The organism is Acidobacteriaceae bacterium (assembly GCA_028283655.1).
GTDB lineage: Bacteria > Acidobacteriota > Terriglobia > Terriglobales > Acidobacteriaceae > Granulicella.
In genome coordinates this window covers 30,531-52,099 of the sequence record JAPWKE010000003.1, presented here as the reverse complement: position 1 = coordinate 52,099, position 21,569 = coordinate 30,531, and the positions used below count along the sequence as shown (strand labels likewise).

13 protein-coding genes are annotated in these 21,569 nt (G+C 57.7%); 5 read left to right on the top strand and 8 right to left on the bottom strand.

Annotation, left to right across the window (positions count from 1 at the left end; all coding sequences use genetic code 11):
• Window positions 1-48: 48 nt before the first annotated feature.
• From PW792_03040 to PW792_03020, 5 genes are all read right to left on the bottom strand, one after another.
• The gene (locus PW792_03040) at window positions 49-2,085 is read right to left on the bottom strand and encodes a family 20 glycosylhydrolase (protein MDE1160905.1); all 2,037 of its coding nucleotides are present in this window, start codon (window positions 2,083-2,085) and stop codon (window positions 49-51) included.
• A 66-nt stretch (window positions 2,086-2,151) separates the two neighbouring features.
• Window positions 2,152-2,988 (bottom strand): transcriptional repressor AgaR, encoded by an 837-nt coding sequence (gene agaR / locus PW792_03035; GenBank protein ID MDE1160904.1) that lies wholly within the window; start codon window positions 2,986-2,988, stop codon window positions 2,152-2,154.
• A gap of 66 nt (window positions 2,989-3,054) precedes the next feature.
• The gene (locus tag PW792_03030) at window positions 3,055-4,020 is read right to left on the bottom strand and encodes an aldose epimerase (protein ID MDE1160903.1); all 966 of its coding nucleotides are present in this window, start codon (window positions 4,018-4,020) and stop codon (window positions 3,055-3,057) included.
• 1 nt (window position 4,021) lies between these two features.
• Window positions 4,022-4,966, bottom strand: coding sequence for a carbohydrate kinase family protein (locus PW792_03025; protein ID MDE1160902.1), 945 nt, complete (start codon window positions 4,964-4,966; stop codon window positions 4,022-4,024).
• Between the two features lie 14 nt (window positions 4,967-4,980).
• Entirely contained in the window at window positions 4,981-6,012 is a 1,032-nt protein-coding gene (locus tag PW792_03020) for an SIS domain-containing protein (protein ID MDE1160901.1), read from the bottom strand.
• A 133-nt stretch (window positions 6,013-6,145) separates the two neighbouring features.
• Between PW792_03020 and PW792_03015 the strand changes: the two genes are divergently transcribed.
• Entirely contained in the window at window positions 6,146-7,834 is a 1,689-nt protein-coding gene (locus PW792_03015; GenBank protein ID MDE1160900.1) for an MFS transporter, read from the top strand.
• A gap of 54 nt (window positions 7,835-7,888) precedes the next feature.
• Entirely contained in the window at window positions 7,889-10,384 is a 2,496-nt protein-coding gene (locus PW792_03010) for a glycoside hydrolase family 3 C-terminal domain-containing protein (protein MDE1160899.1), read from the top strand.
• A gap of 184 nt (window positions 10,385-10,568) precedes the next feature.
• Here the strand turns inward: PW792_03010 and PW792_03005 are convergent, their stop codons facing one another.
• Together PW792_03005 and PW792_03000 are read right to left on the bottom strand one after the other, a co-directional pair.
• Window positions 10,569-12,800, bottom strand: a complete 2,232-nt coding sequence (locus tag PW792_03005; protein MDE1160898.1) for a hypothetical protein — start codon at window positions 12,798-12,800, stop codon at window positions 10,569-10,571.
• Between the two features lie 133 nt (window positions 12,801-12,933).
• The gene (locus tag PW792_03000) at window positions 12,934-15,165 is read right to left on the bottom strand and encodes an alginate lyase family protein (protein MDE1160897.1); all 2,232 of its coding nucleotides are present in this window, start codon (window positions 15,163-15,165) and stop codon (window positions 12,934-12,936) included.
• Window positions 15,166-15,381: 216 nt separating this feature from the next.
• Between PW792_03000 and PW792_02995 the strand changes: the two genes are divergently transcribed.
• The gene (locus PW792_02995) at window positions 15,382-16,668 is read left to right on the top strand and encodes a D-tagatose-bisphosphate aldolase, class II, non-catalytic subunit (GenBank protein MDE1160896.1); all 1,287 of its coding nucleotides are present in this window, start codon (window positions 15,382-15,384) and stop codon (window positions 16,666-16,668) included.
• Between the two features lie 129 nt (window positions 16,669-16,797).
• The gene (locus tag PW792_02990; protein ID MDE1160895.1) at window positions 16,798-17,661 is read left to right on the top strand and encodes a hypothetical protein; all 864 of its coding nucleotides are present in this window, start codon (window positions 16,798-16,800) and stop codon (window positions 17,659-17,661) included.
• A 30-nt stretch (window positions 17,662-17,691) separates the two neighbouring features.
• On the opposite strand, the gene PW792_02985 is transcribed toward PW792_02990, so the two are convergent.
• Complete coding sequence (locus PW792_02985) at window positions 17,692-19,857, bottom strand: phospholipase C, phosphocholine-specific (GenBank protein MDE1160894.1); 2,166 nt, start codon at window positions 19,855-19,857, stop codon at window positions 17,692-17,694.
• 338 nt (window positions 19,858-20,195) lie between these two features.
• Here PW792_02985 and eat point away from each other — a divergent pair, with 338 nt between their 5' ends.
• Window positions 20,196-21,569, top strand: a complete 1,374-nt coding sequence (gene eat, locus PW792_02980; GenBank protein ID MDE1160893.1) for an ethanolamine permease — start codon at window positions 20,196-20,198, stop codon at window positions 21,567-21,569.

Here is a 21,569-nt window from a genome sequence, read left to right as displayed (position 1 = left end):
TGCGTTGGAGAGCGCAGCTGGGCATTTTTTCTTGCTTGGTTTGCACGCTTACGGCGTAGCTTTCAACAACTCCTTCAGCGGGGGAAGCACGACAAACTCCACCATCGAGGCATCACGTGCAGAGGACTTTTCAAAAAGAGCGTCCAACTGCTGGTGCTGCGATGCAGGCAAAGACGTGCGGCTTTGGTGACTTTGTAAAACGGCAAGCGAGAGACGACCAAGGTCTGCAAGTTGAGCTGCGCGAGAAGCAACAACGTTCAGACGAGGCTCTTCGGCACACTGCGCCTTCAAAGCGTCTCCTGCTTGCTGCCAGCTCGAGAAGAGGGCCTGCAAACGCTGCTGCGCTGCGGACGAATCGCTTGCGTTGCCCTGCAGGTACTGTTGCATCGTGATCTGCAGATCATGACGCAGCGGCGGATCGAAGACGACAGAGTCGACGAAGCCAGTCATTGGCGTATCGACGGTGTTCTTCTGTAAGCGAGCACGATCATGAAAATCATCGGGCTGCACGGCATTCGCGAGAACCTGCAACGACACAGGATTGCGCTGCCCCAAGAGCTGGCGCAGCATACGCTGCGGGCCAGAGAGGTTTTCAATGCCCATGGCATCGAGGCGCAACTCCTCCTGCCGCAGACGACGATACATATCGTCGATGTCCACAACAGTAGCAGGCGACCAGAGGCGTTCCGCTACGGCTGCTGTACGAGGCCAGATACGCGAGTCGATGGTGAGCGGAACAGCCTGCTCACTCCACATGCAGGCTTCGCCACCAACGATCAGCTTTGCCTGCGCGTCCGTGAGGTGGGCGTCCGGCGAGACAGGATCAGCCTTATACATCGACTCAGCAGTCTCGTTGTGGTCGAGGTAATACGGCTTGGAAGAGAAGCCTCTGTGGCCATCGCGCGCAGCCTGGGCGAGGAACGACACACCATGCCAGTTCTGCACGATTACATCCGAAGGAAGATCGGGGTGGATAATCTCATCCCAGCCCACCATCTTCTTGCCATGCCGCTGCAAGATCTCCTGCAGGCGACGGTTGAAGTACGCCTGCAAGGCAGCTTTGTCGGCGAGATGATGATCTTTCATGAAGGCTTGAATCGCAGGATTCGACTGCCACTGCTTGCCGTTGCTTTCATCGCCACCGATGTGCACATAGCTGTCAGGAAAGAGCTCTGCCATCTCACCAAAGAAGGCATCGAGAAACTTGTACGTGGACTCACGCGTGGGGTCGATGGCTTCATCATGCACACCGAAGGTTCGGTCGGTCTGATAGCTCTTCTGCAGACTTGCGAGCTCGGGATAGCCAACGAACCAGCTCGTTGTATGCCCAGGCAGATCGAACTCTGGCACGACACGTATGCCCAACGATGTGGCATACGCCACAATGTGATGAATGTCCGCCTGCGTGTAGAACTCGCCGTTCGAGCCTTCACCCGTCAGCTTCGGGAAGCGCTTGCTCTCGACGCGGAAGCCCTGGTTTTCCGACAGGTGCAGATGCAGCACGTTGAGCTTGACGGAGGCCATCGCGTCCAGCGTTCGCAGAACGACACTGACAGGTTGGAAGTGTCGCCCGGCATCGAGCATCAATCCGCGCCATGCAAAGCGAGGAGCATCGTCAATGTGGACCGAAGGCAGATAGTATCCCGCAGGATCATGCTGTACGAGTTGCAGGAATGTCTCAACACCACGCTGGAGACCGAAGAGTGTGTGGCTGGAAAGATGTGCGCCGGAAGCGTCCACATCGAGACGGTAGCTCTCGTCCATGCCGAAGTATGGCTGCGTCACAGAGGTGTCCTCTACGGCAAGCGTCAGCGCGGCGGCTTTACCGGCTGAGGGCTGCCATGGATCGCTGAACCAGATGCCTGTTTCGTTCTGCAGACGCGTCACCGTACGCTTCGCAATAGCGGAAACCGTTGGGTTTGCGATCGACGGCGAAGAGATATTCCAGCCCGCAGCGACACGAAACGAACCCCTTGCGCTTGCACGCAATTGCATTGGCTGCGGCAGAAGTTCATTTGTGAAAGTCGAGGGTGACTGAGCCAGGGAAGCCTTCGCCAGGGGCAGAGCCAAGGCGGCCGTCAGCATGCGCTTTACCAGGAAACGATATTCCATATAAAACGATACTAAACGATATACCGCAGCGAGCCAGATTTAAACAGTGACTACGCTGACGCCTGCAGCTTCCAGCGCCTGCTTCGTTTTTGCGTCGATATTGCTGTCTGTGATGACTTTGTGGACCGCAGAAGGTGGGATGATGAGCGCAAGGCTGCGGCGGGAGAATTTGGTCGAATCGCAAACGGCCACGACCTTGCGTGAGACGTTCGCCATCACGCGGTTCACCCTGGCTTCCTGTACGCTGGGCGTCGTGATGCCCGTCTCGACATCGAAGCCATCCACACCGAGAAAAAGGATGTCCGCGTGAATCTCGCGCAGAACGTCTTCGGCAAGTGGCCCGACCAGCGAGAAAGCGTTCTTGCGAAGGTTGCCACCGATCAAGATGATGTCGAAGTCTGTGTCGCTCAACTCCGCTGCAATATTCAGCGCGTTGGTGACGATCGTGAGATTGGAGAAGCGGCGCAGCTCCTTCGCTACGGCCGTCGTGGTCGTGCCGGAGTCCAGCAGAACGCACTGCCCTTCCTGCACGAGCGAAGCGGCGGCTTCTGCGATCAACTGCTTCTCGCGGGTCTGCTGCGACTCTTTTTCCTTCAGCGGACGGTCGAGCATCGCCGTCTTCTGTGGAGCCAGCGCGCCACCATGCGTGCGCTCCACCAGACCTTTTGACTCAAGGTAATCGAGGTCTTTGCGAATAGTGATGGGCGAGATGCCTAGCTGAGTCGAAAGCTCAGAGACGAGTACGCGGCCGTCACGCTCCAGCAGCCGCATGACATGCTGCCGGCGCTCGCCGATGAGCATGTTCTGCGCTGCGGCGACAGGCTCGCTTCCAGCTTCGCTAACGGCATGTTTCTGTTTTGGGCCCTTCGGACTCATTCCCGCCTCAACAATATTTCTAGAATGAACTATCGTTTCCTTACGATACGCCCCTTCCATGAATCGTCAAGCTCGGTGAAGAGTACGAGCGGTAAAGTCGGCAAGGTCGATGCCAGAATCACTCAGCGCGAACTCCAGCGAAAAGTTGAAGCTGGCTCCGGGAGACAGAACAGTTGCAGAGGATTCAGCAAGGGCCTGGGACAACGATCCGCATGGAGCAGAGGTAGGCTCTGGTGCAAAGGCGTACTGCCGCGGCGAGCCATCGTCCGGCCAGCCGCCACAACAGATCCACAAGCCCATCCAGGGCAACGAGTCTTCTGAGAAATAAAGGCTGATTCCCTGCCGATAGGCGCTGCGATACAGACCACAAACGCCATGAAGAAGCCGCGGGGTGTAAAGCATCTCGGCAGTGTCGTCGTCGAACGCACCGATCAAACTGAGGTCAACGACTCCTTCGCCGCTAGCGAGCGCAGCTTGCGGCCATGAGAGCTGAGTGCCCTTGTGTCCCAGGCGCGTGTGTCGCGAATCAAATAGTGCGAGGTTTGCGCACTCATCTGGAAGCACGATGCGGTCGCCCTCGTCCACGGCCAACAATGGATGTGCCGCATAAAGGAATGACGTGTCTTCTGCGCCGATGTTCGTGATCTTCGATTCAAGACAAAGCGCAGCACCGCGTAGCGTGTAGGTTTTCTCGAAGGCAAGAGGCAGGGAGAAACCCTCTGCACGCAACGTCGCAGCGTTGGCGGACACAGCAAGCACCTGCCACGGCAACTGCCAGAAGTCTCCATGGTCGGGTAGCGGCGTCCCTGCGGCTTCGCAGCGAGCAACAGTCGGCAGACACTCTTCAATCCCTGCAGCAGCACCATGAGCAAAGTTTGCATCTTCCCCAGGCTGCCGCAAACTCCAGGGCGTCGGCGCCTGCCACAGGAACTCGACGCCCGTTAGCAGGCTGCGCAGAGAGGCTACGCGACCGCCTTGCGCAGGCATGATTGTTGCCGAAGCGAGTTCATTTTGCAGCGTGATGCCCTGCATCTCAACCGACCTGCGGGTTGAGTGCGGTTTGCAAAAAAGCTGATCGCAATTCGGCATCACGGAAGGCCTCGACGCCGCCTGCTCGCAACGTGGACAGTGCTGCCGTGGCGTTGCCCCACTCTGCACAACGCTGCCAGGAACTGCCGTTTAGGTAAGCCTTGAGAAAGCCGGAGTTGAAGCTGTCTCCTGCGCCGATGGTATCGACAGGGGTAACCGTTTGCGAGGCGACCTCCCAACGATCTTCCCCAGCCTGCACCAGCGAACCTCTACGACCACACTTGATCGCGACCACCGGAGTACGTTTGGCCAGATACGTCAGGGCAGCGTCCACATCACGCGTGCCTGCGATGCGACAAGCTTCATCTTCGTTCGGCAGGAAGATGTCGACAAGGCCAAGCAGTTCTTCGAGAGGCGCGCCCCAGCGGTCTTCAGGATCATCGTTCGTATCGAGCGATAACGTTACGCCGCGTGCCTTAAGCGTGCGGAACAACTCTGGCAAGCCGGGCTGGAGAGCTGTTTGCAGGAACAGTGAAGAGAGATGAAAGTGACGGCCCGACGCAAGATAGTCCACGTCGAGATCGCTCACCGTCATCTCCGCCATCACACCGGGATACGTCAGGATATGACGAGTCTTCCCATGCGGCAGCAACAGCGTTACGCCGGTCTTCCCTGCAGCAAACTCCACTACTTTAGAAAGATCGACGCTCGCCGACTTCAACCACTCCATGGCAAGGCCAGCGAAAGGATCCCCACCCACAGCGGTGATGAAGCCAACCTTCGCATCGAGGATGGAGAGGTTGTGAGCCAAAATGGCGGACGAGCTGCCAAGCGTCGAAACAAAGTCCGTCGCCAGCAACTCGCGCTCTTCAGGCAGAGCAGCAGGAAGCCCCGGAAGAATGAGATCCAGGTTCACTTCCCCTGCAATGGTGATGTCGAAACGACGCACGCGCAGACCTCCAGCTAAATGGTAACGACACGGCTGAGGTTGCGTGGATTGTCGGGATCGAGCCCCTTCTCCAAACCACGGTAGCTGCCCAGTAACTGGCCCCACACCACGTACACAACCAGGCTCGCCAGCTCCGACACGGGCAGGCTCAACTCCACGAGAAGATCAGCCTGCGCACGCAGCGCGTCAGGCGCATGGTTCACGACCGCGGCGATCCGAGAGCCAAGCTGCTTCATCTCCAGAAGGACCGGCATCTCCACATTCAAATTACGCTCCGAAAGCAGCGCACAAACGAGAGTGTCCGGACCAACGATGGACTTCGGTCCATGCCGGAACTCCAGCGTGTGGAAGTACTGGGCGTAGGTCGAGGAAGACTCCATCAGCTTCAACGCGACTTCAGAAGCAATCGCATAGAGCGCGCCCTGACCGAGTACAGCAAAGTCTTCAATATGATTTTGCGCGAACACTTCTACGCTCTGCTCGTACTGCTTCAGCAGACGCTCGAGGTGAGCAGGAAGAAGATGTAACTCGTCGATGAACCCCTGGTTGCCCGCAATACGCGCAGCCACGCATTGCAGACCGAGCAACATGGAGGTGAATGAGGAGGTCATCACCGTGCTCTCTTCCTGCACAGGAAGCTTGAGAACAAAGGGCGTCGTGCTCTCAAGTTCGCGGCCGTCGCAGGTCACGGCAAGGAACTCTACACCGCGAGCACGCAGAATCTCTGCAACCTGCAAAACCTCCGAGGTATGACCAGAGCGCGAAATCAGGACCGGGAAGCATGGACGGCCGCCAGCGAAAACCAACTGGGGCTGAAGCATAATCTCCGAAGCCGGGACAGCAGCAGCTGGCGCATCGAGCAACTCCGTAAAGCTGGCAGCAGCGGCCTGCGCCAGGTAGTAGCTCGTTCCGCAGCCAACAAAAAGCCAGGACTCCTGACGCGGATCATGAGCACCGAAAAGCGTCTCCAGATCCGTCCCTGTAACGCTCTTCAGGCAGGTCTCCCAGACACTGGGCTGATTCAGAATCTCAGACAGCGTTTTCACCGACTTCATCTCCATTTGCATACGCGTCCCCTTCAGATGTGAGCTTTTTCTCACTAGCAATATGTGCTGCAACGAAATTTATCGTAACATAAAAAAACAAAGCGAAATAAAAATATAGTCAATAGGAACTTCGATGCCGACTCTTTCGCCCACCGTCCCCGCGCTGACCACGACCCGAACATCGAGCTTCTATGGAAGATTTCTGCTGCTGATCGCCGGGCTGGGAGGCCTGCTTTATGGCATCGATGTGGGCATCATCTCTGCTGCGCTGCTTTATCTGGCGAAGACAATCGACCTGACGGTGACACAGACCTCCTTTATTGTTGCGGCGGTCTTGGGCGGGAGCATGTTCTCTTCATTGGTCGCGGGCATCCTGGCGGATCTGCTTGGCCGCAAAAAGATGATGATCGTGAGCGGACTGCTGTTTGTGATGAGCGTCGTGCTGATCGTGCTTTCGCAGGGCTTCATGATGCTCTTCCTCGGCCGTCTGCTTCAAGGCATCAGCGGAGGTGTGATCGCAGTTCTCGTTCCGCTGTATCTTGCAGAGACCCTTCCGGCTTCCACGCGTGGGCGAGGTTCGGCGATCTTCCAGTTCATGCTGACACTCGGCATCGTACTTGCTGCGGCTATTGGCTGGTACTTTATTCGGCACGCGGAGATGCAGATTGCCGCAGCCGCGGGTGACGCTGCGCTCATTCACGCAGCGGAAGATCACGCCTGGCGAGGAATGTTCCTCAGTGTGATGGTTCCGGGACTTCTCTTCTTTCTGGGTACGTTCGGGCTGAGCGAAACACCCCGCTGGCTACTGCGCAAAGGTCGTGTGCAAAAGGCTCGCGCCTCTCTGATGCGGTTGGCGACAGAAGATGAAGCCGACCATGAGATTGCAGCAATACAAGCTGCGAACGATGAGAGCCAAAACACAAAGAGCCAACATGCAGGATCGCTGCTGCAGCGCAAATATGTCTTCCCGTTCGTGCTGGCCTGCGTGATCCTTGCATGCAATCAGGCCACGGGCATCAACTCCATTCTTGGATATCTTGCGGTCATTCTGAAGCAGGCAGGGATGAGTCCCGCCCACGCGACGCAGGGTGACTTTGCCGTGAAGCTTGTCAATTGTGTGATCAGCCTGCTGGCGGTTTCTCTTATCGACCGCAAGGGTCGCAAGTTTCTGCTGACCATCGGCACGGCGGGTATTGTTCTGACTCTTTCTTTCACTGCGCTGCTGTTCCATAAAGAAGAAGCTAGACGTGTGGACGTCACCTCGCAGGTGCGCAGCCATATGGAGAATGGCTCGCTGCAGCTTGCGTCTGCGGACCTCACGGCATGGAGCAGCGACCATGCGCCAACCGCACTTACCGTGATCTACAGCGATGGTCAGGGTGAGAAGATTGCCACACTGGCAAGCTCAGGCCATGATGAGCTTTCGCTGGCTCCGCAGACATCCTACGGTGTAACAGCAATTCAAATACGAGCGGCGAACATATTGCCGCAACCCAGCAATATGCAGAGCTGGGCCATCGCGTTTTCATTGGGTCTCTTCATCGTGTGCTTCGCGATTGGACCTGGTGTTGTTGTCTGGCTGACACTCTCAGAGTTGATGCCGACGCGCATTCGTTCTATCGGCATGGGTGTGGCGCTGCTGCTGAATCAAGGAGTCTCGACTCTTATCGCAGGCATGTTTCTTCCGACGGTCACGCACCATGGGTACGCCGTAATGTTTGCGATCTGGGCGCTGTGCAGCGTTGTGTACTTCGTTGCTGCCGCCTTCTTTCTGCCCGAAACCAAAGGCCGGACTCTCGAAGAGATCGAGCAGTCGTTCTAAAACGTTCTTCAAGACACGAGAGCACCAGGCTTTCAAGAAGGGACCATCCCCGCCATGCAACAGCGCAGCATCGTACTCGGATTACTAGCGGCCACATTGCTTGCCACTCCCTTGCACGCTCAAAGCAAGAACGAGAAAGAGCGCGCCGACAAACTGCTCAAGCAGATGACGCTTGAGGAGAAAATTCAGCAACTACATGGCCCGGATACGAAGGTGCATGACCGCTGGGTGCCTGGGATACCGCGGCTGGGCATTCCTCCCTTGCCAATGGCGAATGGGCCCGCAGGCATTGGCCCTACGGACTTTGTGCAGCCACGAGCGACAGCCTATCCGGCGCCGCTGGCAATCGCCGCTTCCTGGGACAAGCAGGATGCGTGGCTTTACGGTGAGAGCGTTGCTCGTGAAGTGCTCGACATTGGCCGCACCATGCTCGAATCTCCAACCGTAAACATCGCTCGCATACCTGGCAGCGGACGCACGTTTGAAGGCTTTGGCGAAGATCCGTTTCTTACGAGCGAGATTGCAGTGGCAAACATTCGCGGAGTGCAAAGCCTGCATGTACTCGCGAACGTCAAGCACTTTGCGCTGAACAATCAGGAAGACAATCGTCTCTTCGTCGATGCAGAAGCAGACGATCGCACGATGCGTGAGATCTACTTCCCTGCCTTTGAAGCTGCGGTGAAGCGTGCGCATGTGGCTTCGTTCATGTGCGCTTATAACAAACTGAACGGGCGATACGCCTGCCAGAACGACGACCTGCTAACGAAGGTCCTCCGTCATGACTGGAAGTTTGATGGCTTTGTTGTCTCTGACTTTGGAGCGGCCCACGATGCAGTGCAAGACATACGGGCCGGGCTTGATCTCGAGATGCCGAAGGGCGATACCTTCAACCAGGAGTTTCTGAAGAAGGTTGCGTCAGGCGAAGTGCCGGTTGCGCTCGTGGATCAGGCCTTGCGCAGGCGTTATGAAACGATGATGCATTTTGGGCTCTTCAATCACCCATTGCCGACAGTGAAGCCTATCGACGAAGCTGCCGGAGCGCGCGCAGCTCGTAAGCTGGCAACGGACGGTATCGTTCTTCTGCGTAACGCAGGGGGCATATTGCCTTTGACGACGAAGAACCATTCGATTGCAGTGATCGGGCCGGAAACAGATCAGTTGCTCGAAGGTGGTGGAGCAGCCTTCGTGCTTCCGCTTCATACCGTGACGCCCATTGACGCGTTGCGAGAGCGCTTCGGTGTGGAGCAGGTACACTATGCCCCCGTTGGAGGAACCGGATTTGTTGATCGCCAGGACACGATAGATGGCCTCGCTCTGTCCTTGCCGAACAATTCTTCAAGCAACGGAGTGAAGGCGGAGTACTTTGCCAACACGACCTTCAGCGGAACGCCGAAGGCTGTTCGCACGGAACGGATTCCAGAGATTCGCGACGAGTTTGGTGCGCCGTTCGCCGATATGCTGCCGCAGTTCTCTCTGCGCTGGACAACGACGCTGCAAGCGCCCGCGACCGGCGAGTACACGATAGGCTTCGAGATGTGGGGCAAGATGCGTTTGTATCTCGATGACAAACTACTGCTCGACGATCAGAAGCAAACGCCCAACTCGCTGGAGAACCGCGAGCTTCGAGTACATCTCGAAGCAGGCCATCCTTACGCGTTGCGTGCAGAGTATGTCTCTACGGCTCGCGGGCTTGCTCGCCTCTACTGGAAGCTTCCTGCAGGCGTTGAAACTCCCGGCGTTGCAAGAGCAGTGGAAGCCGCTCGCCATGCCGATACGGCGGTAGTGTTTGTTGGCGAGTGGGCGCATGAAGGTTACGACGCTCCAACACTGGCGCTACCTGCGTTGCAGAATCACCTGATTGAAGCGGTTGCTGCCGCGAACCCACACACGATTGTGGTTCTGCAAACAGGGACGCCGGTGCTGATGCCTTGGTTGAACAAAGTTGCCGGTGTTCTGGAGGCGTGGTTCCCTGGTGAAGAGGGAGGCAACGCGGTCGCCGATGTCCTGACCGGCGTCGTCGATCCTTCATCCAAACTGCCGATAACATTCCCGGCATCGGATGCGAGCGTTCCAGCCAACACAGCCGATCAATATCCCGGGGTGCATGGGGTTGAGCATTACACCGAGAAGCTGGAGGTAGGCTATCGCTGGCAGGACGCGCACCAGCAAACGCCGCTCTTCCCCTTCGGCTTTGGCTTGAGCTACACGCACTTCCGCTACTCCTCGCTTCGCGTCAAGCCTCTGCCTGGTGGCCGGGTGGATGTCTCTGCACTCGTGCAGAACGATGGACCAAGAGCAGGAGCGGATGTTGCTCAGCTCTACCTTAGCTATCCGTCGTCTGCAGGCGAACCGCCTCGGCAATTGCGGGACTTTGCCAAGGTGGCGCTGCGGCCGGGAGAGAGGAAGCGCGTTCACCTGTCGATGGATGCACGCTCTTTCTCTATCTGGTCTGCAGAACGGAGTGCGTGGACCGTAACTCCTGGCACGTACACCGTGTGGGTGGGCAACTCTTCACGCGATCTCCCGCTACATCTGGCAATCCAAAAGTAGTCGCAAGTTAGCTAAGAGGCCCCAGCAAGTTGCCGGGGCCTCTTTCCTGTTCCATGCGCACTTCGATCCTGACATGACTTGACTGCTACAACGCCAACCCACAGCCTACGCGCTACAAAAAAATACCTGCAGAAGCGACGCACATCGCCTCTGCAGGTTCTGGAATTTCCTGGTAAGAAACGAGCTACGGTTTGGTAGCAACCGTGCCGTTTTGCAGTTGCACGCTCAAGGGCATCACCACCGGAACCGCTGCCCCGACAATCTCTGCAATGCTGGTGCCTGTGGTGGTGTTGCTGCCCATCCACACATTGCCCGAAGGATCGATCGTGACACCACGCAGCGTGTTGGAGAACACTGTCGTGGGCTTTTGATAACCACCGTTGTTCGCAGCAGAGGTCGTGCCTACCGTAGGCGAAAGCGCGTTACCGCTCTTATCGAACTTGGAGACAGAGTAGAGACCGGAAAGCTCGGCGACTCCGTTCGGAGCCCAGATGTTGCCGGCTCCATCCACAGCAGCACCGCGCGGAGAGGTAATGCCTCCAGCGTAGGCAGCCGTAGCGTTCAGCGTCGCCGTGCTGGCCGATGCAGGAGTGACCCAGCCCAGAGTGTTGCGCGAGCTGCTGTTTGGCATCCAGATGACGTTTGATCCATCCACCGCAATGCCATAGTTGTTATAGGTGTACGTGGTGCTGCCAACGTTTGCAGTGCTGTACCCATTCGTCGCGTTCGCGCTGGTATCGGGGTAGAAGTCATACAGTCCGCCAGTCGTGCTGGTGTCTGTTACCCAGATGCGGCCCGCCTGGTCAACCGCCATGAAGTAGGGAGTGGCTGTGATGGCTCCGCCGATGGTTTGCCCGGTCACAGCCGCGGTTGCTGAGCTCGCTCCCGGAAGCTCACGCACGATCTTGCTGACGCTCGACGTGTAGAAAATATTGCCGCTGCCATCAGCAGTGATCGCGTACGGCGTGATGCCACTCTCATTGAACGCGATGGAGGAACTCGATGTTGGGTCATAGCGCAGAATGCCGGAGGTTCCGGTGTACGCCGAGATCCAGACATAGCCCGCGATATCGATCGCAATGCCACGACCGCTGGCGGTGTTGCCAAGCGCACAAACCTGGGGCACGCCAGCAGGAGACAGCTCCGAGAGCGTCGCGTTGCTTCCACCGCTGACAGCCCAGATGTTGCCCTGAGCATCCGACTCCAGCAAGTAGGGATAGAGCAGGAAGCTGCCATAGGTACAGGCGCTGGTACTCGCGTAATTGACACCGATCGTCCAGTCAGTAGGAACTGCGGTCAGCCCCGGAGCAAACGGCCCGATGCTGGAACTAAGACCATAGAGGCAAGCGATGTTCGTCGTCGCTCCACTCGTGCTCTGGCAACTTGCGACAGTGCCGGCATCTGTTGGATTGACCGCCATGTAGTACGCAGCCTGCAGGGTATCCACGGCCGCATTGAATGTGGCCGACGGCTGGCTCGTGGTCGAGGCCAATGCTGGTGGCGCAGCAGCAGCCATTAGGTCCGCGCAGGAAGTCGAGGTTGAGGGGACGCTGGAAGAGTTGGAAGAACCGTTTGTCGTTGTGGTTGTCGTCGTCACACCGTTAGTGGAGTTGATGCACGCCGCCAGAATGTTGGCCATCGTCACGAGCTTCGCAGCCTCGGGCGTTACGGTTACGGAGAGGCCATTGTTCGTCACGGTATTGACGCCCATCGGCTGACCGCTGGCGATGTTCACCAGGTTCGTAATGCCGCTCTGCGCGTTGTTCAAACCAACCGTACCCTGCGTCGAACTGCTGGTACCAACAGTGGCTGTGCCAGCCGATGTGCCGGGATTGATGTACTGCTGCAACGCCACAACACTGGCAACGGTCGTCATTTCATTGATCTGGACGACAGTGCTGCTGCTGATGGTGGAGCACTTGCCGAGCGCGCTCATCATGACGGATGCCGTGTTTGACTGCGAGGTCGTGATCGTCGAGTTCCCCGAAGTTGTCGTCGAGGCGGCCTGCCCCTGCGTGTTACCACCAATTGCCAGCAGGTAGATCTGCGGATCGCCCGCAGTGGGGCAAGCCCATGTGGCCGTGGAACCGTCGACCGCGTCGCTGTTCGTTGCACTCTTGGTAAAAGCAAAGTTGCCGCCTGTGCCCGTTGTATAGGTCGCCAGCAAGGTTGATCCCTTGCCGTAGCCGGTAGTGCCTGTTCGATATAGGTTCACCGTGGCCCCAATGATGGGCTGCTGTCCGCCGTGAAGATTGCCGGACAGAGTAAAGGCTCCGGTGCTCGGCGCAGAAGAACCCGCCAGCGTACCCACCCCGCATCCAGAGACTCCAAACGACAGGAAAACGGCCAAAGCAGATGCTACGGAGCCACGCACGAAACTTCTGTTGCGCTGCAGGAACGACGAATGAAGAGCCATCAGTACAACCTCCCTGGGTGAAGCAAACATCTCGGTCCGCCCTCTCGGGGTTCCGAATACATTTTTTTAGATGAGTAAGACCACTTTTACCACAACCAAACAATGCAATTCGACATAAAACGGTAAACAGGCTTTATTGAAGAGTGAGCGTAACGGTACGGCTATGCTGCACCGCCCCACTCGTCGCGATGAGGGTCAGCGTGTACGCTGTCGTCGCGCTGGTGCTGGAACTTCCGCAGCCGATCAGCAGCGGAAGTACTCCCACGGAGAGCAACGCAAGTAACGCTGGCCGGAGCCGGCGTTTGCGGCGACGACGCAAACCCATCGGCAGAAATATGAGGCCTGCAAGCAGCAAGGACTCTGGCCCGCGTGGAGCCCTGGACATCGCAGTGCGTGCCGGTGTCTGCACCGTCAGCGTAACGGTCTGTGCGCCTGCTGTTGCCAACAGCGATAAGGGAGTCACACTGCAGGATGCTCCCTGCGGCAGGCAGCTAACAGAAAAGCTGACCGCGCCGGGATAGGCGCTCCCTGTCGGAGTCAGCGAAAAGAGGAAGGTCGCGGTGCTTCCCGAGACAATCGATTGGCTCGCGCTGCCGGAGGACACAAAGGTAAAGTCGGGCGCTGGAGTAACAACAAGCGAGTTTGTACCCGCCACATATCCGTAGAAAGAGTCTGCCGCCTGAGAAGCGGTGATGGTGTACGTGCCAGCCGCAAGGCTTGCACTGCCCGTATCTGCGGAGCTGCAGGCGATCGTTGTCGAGCTGGTGGTGGAGCAGGATGCAGAGTAGGCAGAGCCGCTCACCAGAAACGTGACCGCCCCGGTTGGCGTTGCGGTGTTCGCAAAGCTGATCGTGGCAGCGAGAGGAAAGCTCGCTGTTCCGGCGACGATGCTCGCAGGCGACACGGCTATCGAGGCCGTCGACGTGGCTGCATTCATGTAGTGGGTAAGTGTCTCCCAGTTCATGAAGTAGTTCGCACCGGTAGGCCGCTGCCCCGAGAGAAACGTGCTGGTCTCTGGCAGACTAAGGCCACGGCGATTGACCAGAGCGTTGTAGGCGATCTCTCCCGTTCCAACGGAACTGCCTGCTGTCAACGTTCCGCTGCACAACGTGCTCGGTGGCGTTGCGCCGTTGAGATACGTGGAGTTGAACTCCAAGCCATCCTGCATCCGCGTGGCATTGCTTGTGCCGAGCGATGACTCCGCATAGAGATCGACGCCTTGCAGATATGCGGTCTCCGCGCCATTAGCCAGTGCCGCAAAACCCCAGCGCGTATGACCAAGGTCACGGCACGTCTCCTGGCTCAAACCTTCAGAGAACATAGGTTGGCCATACCAGAGCGTAACCATATTTGTTATTGAGCTATAACTCGCGGTCCAGTCGATAGGAGGCGCAGGATAGCTACCGTCGCCGGGCTCATAGACATATGCGGGTAAAGCATAGCGCCACATCCAGAGCCCACGAAAGAACGTCGCAGGATCATCCAGAAAGACGCCGATGTTGATCTCAGCAGCAGCCGTGGAAGCGTGAAGGTTGCCACCGTAATCTCCTTGTCCACGATCATTTGTGAGCATGGGAACGAACTGTGAGGTGAGGAAGGACTTGAACTGCGTGATGTCTGTCGAAGACCACAACGCCGCACCGCTGGAGTCGAGATAGGTGTAACGAATGATCTCAGCGGCCCGAGGAAAGTTGTCCCCTGCCCAGGCCGCGACGTTGTAATCGTTAGATCCCGAGAACCCGCCTGTCATCGTACTCGACCATGCATTCATGATCGCGATGGCGTTGTTCGCGTAGGTGCTGTTCCGAGTGATGTACCAGAGCAGCGCTTGTGTATACGCCGCTTCCGAATCGTTGATGAGGTCGGTGCTCGCAGTTGTTGTTGTATCGACCGAGGCATGGGGCGTTGCAGCATAGGTCAACGATCCATAGCTGCTGCCACTGGCCGCGCTATACGCGCTGCTCCAGGGTGAGGTTGACTGCGCCACCTTCGACTCGATGTTCGCAAGCTGCGTGGCGCCGAGAAGAATACCGGGATGCGTAAACGTGAACGACGGCGCAACGGTAAGGCTGAATGTTGTCGTACGCGTTAGACCACCGCCAACGCCCGAGAGTGTGATGCTGTACGTTCCCGCCGGCGTGCTGCTTGTCGTGCTGAGGGTGAGCAGGCTCACCGCCCACGACCCGCTGACAGAAGCAGGAGCGAAGCTCGCCGTCACTCCCGTAGGCAGCCCGCTGGCTGAAAGCGCGGTCGTCCCCGAGTATCCGCCGCTGCCTTGAACAACGGGAGTCAGCACCACGTTGCCGCCAGGCAGAACCGAGGCTTTGCCCGGCCGCGCCTGGACGGTAAAGTCCTGCGCAGACATGGAAGTTCCCGCAAAAAAGACCAGGCACAGGCAGAACAGCCATGGACAGAACAACGACGTAGGGAACGCTTGGGGCAGCCGCTTCATGGAGTGGACTCCACCGAAATGAGAATGAATGCATCTCCATTTCGCACCGAATTGTTTAATTTTGCAAGAACTTTTTACTTCTTTATGTTAGTTTTTGCATTGATTGATGCTTTTGGAGGGTTTTCTACGATGCCGGAATTGCTTGAACGGCTTGTCCAGACGTACACCTCGGGCCAGCCCGCAGCGTTGTACTCCGTGTGCTCAGCTCACCCGCTGGTGGTGAAAGCGGCGCTACAACAGGCGAAATCCGATGGCTCGCCTTTGCTGGTTGAGGCCACGAGCAACCAAGTGAATCAGTTTGGTGGCTATACGGGTATGCGCCCGGCAGATTTCCGAGATTTCGTTTTCGATCTTTCTCGTGAGCAAGACTTCCCGCTGGATCAGATTCTGCTGGGCGGCGACCATCTGGGGCCAAACCCGTGGCAGAACCTGCCCGCAGAAGAGGCCATGCCGCTGGCAGAAGCCATGGTGGAGGAGTACTCCCGCGCTGGCTTCGTGAAGATTCATCTGGATGCAAGCATGCCCTGCGCCGGAGAGCCGCACGTGCTGCCGGGAGAGATCATCGCCGAGCGTGCAGCGCGACTCTGCCAGGCCGCCGAACGGGGAGCTGAAGGAGCACCACGCTTCTACATCATCGGTACGGAGGTTCCTGTTCCGGGAGGAGCGACCGAATCGCTGAGCGAGCTGGAAGTAACGAAGAGGACAGATGCGCTGGAGACACTGGCGATACATCATCGGATGTTCGAAGCAGCAGGACTCGCGCATGTGTGGCCTCGCGTGGTGGGTCTGGTCGTACAACCGGGCGTGGAGTTCAACCACGACAGCGTTGTAGAGTACCGCCCGGAGAAGACAGCAGAGCTGCAGACTGTACTCCAGGCAGAGCCCCACATGGTCTTCGAAGCGCATTCAACGGACTACCAGAAGGCCTCGGCCTACAAGCTGCTGGCCCAGGATGGATTTGTTCTGCAAAAGGTGGGCCCTGCGCTGACCTTCGCCATGCGCGAAGCCCTCTTCGCCCTGGAAGGCATTGAGAAAGAGCTCATCCCCGAATCCCGTTGCTCGCATCTCGCTCAGGTGATGGAAGCAGAGATGCTGGCCACACCGAAGGAGTGGAGCAAGCATTATCACGGCGACGAGTTGCAGCAAAAGGTGCTGCGCCGCTATAGCTACAGTGACCGTCTGCGCTACTACTGGAAGCACCCTGCCGTAGACGCTGCGTACAAAACCCTGATGGAGAACCTGAGTACAGTGAGCATTCCCGAGACTCTGCTTTCCGCGTTTCTCCCCTCGCAGTATCTGGCCGTGCGTCTTGGTGAGCTTTGCATGAAGCCGGAAGCGATCGTGCTGCACAAAATTCGGGAAGCACTGCTGCCCTATACGCACGCCGGTATTCTTCGCATGAAGCCAACCGCCTGAAGCCGTGCTGAGAAGAGTCCACTCTCGGCTTATGCTCGATGACTGTCCCTGCAACCTTACCGTTGCAGCCTTCGACACTTTTCGTACTACTCAAACGAACGAACTACTTTCAGCGAGGAACACTGCACGATGAACTTCACGAAACGGATACTGATCACCGCCTCGGTTTTGACTCTTGGCTTTCTGCAAAGCTCTGCACCAAGAGCAGAAGCGCAGTCGAAACATCCGTTCACTGTCTACGGTTTCATCGTGTATCCGATGGCTGGCGACACGCCTGCGGCCTCTGCCCACATCGATCCGTTTGCAGCCGCAAAATACGGCATACAGCCCATCAACCTCGTCTACGAGGGCCGTCTGCTGGATGTAGAGAAGAGTCATCCGAACGATGCAGCCATCAACGTATCGAAGATCGACAGTGTTGCGGAATCGACGAAAACGAAGCCCGGCGAGCTTGTATCGCTGGACATGGAGAGCTGGAAGCGATTCGATACACCTCGCACGCCCGCGCTCTACGTGCAGGTGCTGAAGGAGTTTCACAAGGTCAACCCGAAAGCGAAGGTTGGGCTTTACGCTACCGTACCGCAAGTAACGTATGGCTGGACTCCCGATCTTGCCACAAAGTACGACCACCTGAACGACGACTACCGCCAGGTAGCCGCGCTCGTCGACTACTTCAGCCCGTCGCTCTATAACTGGGACCATGCCCTGGAGGACAAAGACTGGGAACGTGCGGCTGCGTTCGCCATCCATGCGGCCCGCGCCTATGACCCCAATAAACCTGTTCTGCCGTACGTTACGCCTGAAGTGTCGCGCAAAGGAACCACCACGTTCCTCACCTACGAGCAGATGGCCTTTCGCATGCAAACACTGAAGCGACTGGGTGCCGATGGCTGCATTGTGTGGACAGGCACAGCGCACGGCCGCAAGGATGGCGGAATCTTTGATCCGCAAAGCGGCTGGGCAAAAGCGCTCATCGAAGCTGAGCAGAAATAGCAGAAAGGGTCACCGCGAGTCCTGACGACTTTATGCGGTGACCTTCTCTGCTGCTTTCTCTGCTGCTTTGTAGATAGCCGGATCGCTGAGGCTATCACGACCACTCTCGATGTGACCTGCAAAGCGGCGCAAGTACAGCGTGGCCACATCGCCAGAGTGATCCGCACGAACAACGAGGTCATACCAGCCGTGACTCTCTGCCATCGGCCATTCGACCTTCTTACTTTCGCCAGCCGCCAGACGATAACTCGCCTGCTGCCCGCTGTAACTCTCGGCAACACTTACTGTAGCCACTTGTGGCCCTGAGTTCCGCAGCAAGAGCACGAGGGTCTGCGCTGCGCTCAGATAACGTACTTCCGCTTCAGTCTCATCACCAAGTTGCCCCGCAAACTGACGCAGATATCCGTGTGGGCCGTGAACAGTCAGGTCATAGCGACCACCCTTTGCGGTCCACGTATCTGTAAGCGTGTCACCAGCGACCACGGTGTAACGCCTCGGCTCAGCGTCGGGTTTCGTGCTGTCCTGCACGGCAAACGCCGCTCCCACTTTGCCTTGATTTTCGAAGCTCACTTGAAAGTGCCCGGCCTCGCCGCGTCCGTTGACGAGCAACTGATACGGCAACGCGCGAGAAGGACGCGTCCCAGGCTCTTGCTGCGGCATCTCCTGCACGGCAGGCACACTGTAAGGCTGACGCAGCGTCTTCGCAGGCCGAGGCACCGCAAAGTGCGCGGCCACAGGTTCCGGTCGCCGAGAAAAGTCGAACGCAGAGGTGAGATCGCCGCAGATAGAGCGGCGCCATGCGCTGATGTTGCTCTCCTTCACGTTGAAACGCGCTTCAAGAAAACGCAGCACGGATGTATGGTCAAAGACCTCCGAACAAACCCAGCCGCCCCGCGTCCACGGCGAGATGATTGTCATGGGCACGCGTGCTCCCAACCCCACCGGCTGCAGCCCCTTTCTCGTCGGACCAACGCTGTCCATGGGAATCAGCGGATGCTCTTCCGCAGGAAAGCGGTCAAGGTCCAGCAGCTCATGCTTCAGGCTTTCGTGCAGTTCGGTAGACATCATGCCCTGGTGCCCGCGCTTGCTGCTAAGTGGAGGCATCGGTGGAACAACGTGGTCGAAGAGCCCATCGTTCTCGTCGTAGTTCAGGAAGAGCACCGTGCGGCTCCAGACTTCAGGATCTGCAGTAAGTGCCTCAATCACCTGGTTGATGTAATACGCGCCATCCGTGGGGGAGGCCTCCGGATGTTCACAATTTTTATAAGGAGCCACGACCCAGCTCACCTGCGGCAGATCGCCTGCGAGAACATCTTTGCGCAACTGACGAAGAGTGCGATTCGTCGCGCCCTTCTGCACGAGAGGGCTTTGAGGATCGGCGCCTTCCTTCACCTGATACGCCGAAAAGAACTCCAGCGAGTTATCCGTGTAGTTATCGGTTGGAGCACCAGGTTCGCCGGTTCCTCCCTGATAGACTCGCCAGCTTACGCCGGCCGCTTCCAGCCGCTCGGGATAGGTCGTCCAGGTATAGCCATTGGTGTGGGCACGCTCCCAAAGCCCCGGGCCATTGCTGCGTTTGCCCATCGTGTTACTGGGATCGCAGGTGCCGCTCCACAGAAAGATGCGGTTCGGGCATGTGTCTCCGTGCAGCGACGAGAAGTAGGAGTCGCAGATAGTGAAGGCGTCTGCGAGCGCAAAGTGGAAGCTCAAATCCTCGCGCTTGAGATGCCCCATGGTGAGCACGTCCTGCTTCTGCGTGACCCAATCGTTCCAGCGCCCCTGGTTCCACGAGCCATGCCCGCTGGCCCATCCGTGGTCCGTACCTGCCTGGTGCTCGGTGGTTCGCTGAGGATTGATGTACCAGGGCAACACGTGCGTGGCGTCAGCTTTCAGCCCGCGGTCTTTGTAGTGCGGAGTCTTCACACGAGCCACGGGCTGGAACCAGTTTGGCTGGCCATCGGGCAGATGAAATGGACGAGGGTCCTGAAAGCCGCGCACACCGCGAAGCGTTCCATAGTAATGGTCGAACGACCGGTTTTCCTGCATGAGGATGACGACGTGCTGCACGTCCTGAATGCTGCCGGTGCGCGCGTCGGGAGCGATCGCTAGAGCCCGCTGAATGCTGGCCGGAAGGAAGGTGGAAGTAGCCAGGGCACCACCGGACAAGCGGAGAAAATCCCGGCGGGAGTTCTTCATCGTCATTGCAAAACCTCAACATGCTGCAAGCGAAAATAACGCCTCAGCACCTGGTGACATGAGTTTCTGGACATAGTGTATCGGTGTCTTGAAGTAGCCGTTATCGAGGTTCGGCAACATGCCGCGAAATACGGCTATCCGAACAGCTATGACAAAAACCGCTGCGGCTGCAGCTTGAGCTATGTTGCAGGAAACAGGTGTCGCTACATTGTGTTGCCGATTATCGCTACCCGCAGCTCCACAGAATAGATATTCTCCTCGTATCCGTCCTGCACGAAAACTGAATACATCATGCTGCACGCTCACTGTGATCGCAGCATCACACAAGGAGAACCGCATTGGAAAGCGAAAGCCACCTCAAAGCGACACTCGGCACAACGCAACTCTGGGCCATCGCTGTCGGACTCGTCATTTCAGGTGAGTACTTCGGTTGGAGTTACGGCTGGGCTGCGGCCGGAACTCTGGGCTTTCTGGTTACCACTCTCTTCGTTGCGGCCATGTACACGGCGTTCATCTTTTCGTTTACAGAACTCACTACGGCGATTCCAAACGCTGGCGGCCCATTCGCGTATGCTTTGCGCGCCTTTGGCCCAACAGGCGCTTACCTGACCGGCGCGGCCACGCTCATTGAGTTCGTCTTCGCTCCACCAGCCATCGCGCTGGCGATTGGAGCGTATCTCAACGTGCAGTTCCCTTCCCTGCCCCAGCGAACAGCCGCAGTCATCGCTTACTTTGTGTTCATGGCGCTCAACATCGTCGGTGTACAAATTGCCGCGAACTTCGAGTTGATGGTCACCATTCTGGCCATTGTGGAGTTACTCGTATTCATGGCCGTCGTAGCTCCCGGCGCACATCTCAGCAACTTCGTTCATAACGGCTGGGCAGGCAGCAATCACTTCACGCCTCACCTTGTTGGCGGTATGTTTGCGGCAATGCCTTTTGCCATCTGGTTCTTCCTCGCCATAGAAGGCGTGGCGATGGCGGCAGAGGAGGTCCGCGAGCCTCGCCGCTCTATCCCCATTGCGTATCTCGCAGGCATTGGCACGCTCCTCCTGCTGGCTCTTGGCGTCATGTTCTTTGCTGGATCAGCAGGCGACTGGAGCTTGCTTGCCAACATTAACGATCCACTGCCGCAAGCCATGAAGATGATCGTAGGAGCGCGCAGCGGATGGCTGCACATGCTGGTATGGCTGGGACTCTTCGGCCTGGTCGCGTCCTTCCACGGCATCATCCTCGGCTACTCACGACAGATGTACGCACTCGCTCGCGCAGGGTACCTACCGCGCATTCTCGGCGCGATTCATCCGCGATTCGGAACACCCTGGATCGCCATTCTTGCCGGAGGCGCAGTGGGCATCGCGGCAATCTACAGCGACAGCTTCATCCACTTCGGCGGCCAGCCGCTGACGGCCAATATCGTCACCGTCTCTGCCCTTGGCGCGCTGGTGATGTATATGTCGAGTATGCTCGCGCTGATCCGCCTGCGGAAACGCGAACCCGATCTGCCTCGCCCGTTCCGGGCCATCGGTTATCCGTTCATGCCAGTGTGGACCCTGATCTGCGCGATGGTTGCCTTGTGCAGTCTGGTCTACTACAACCGTCTGGTATCGCTTCTCTTCCTCGCCATGCTTGCGGTGGGATATGTTCTGTTTCGAATTCAGCGCAGCCTTGCAGCAAAAAACACGCAGGAGGTTCCCGGAGAGGCTCTGTAA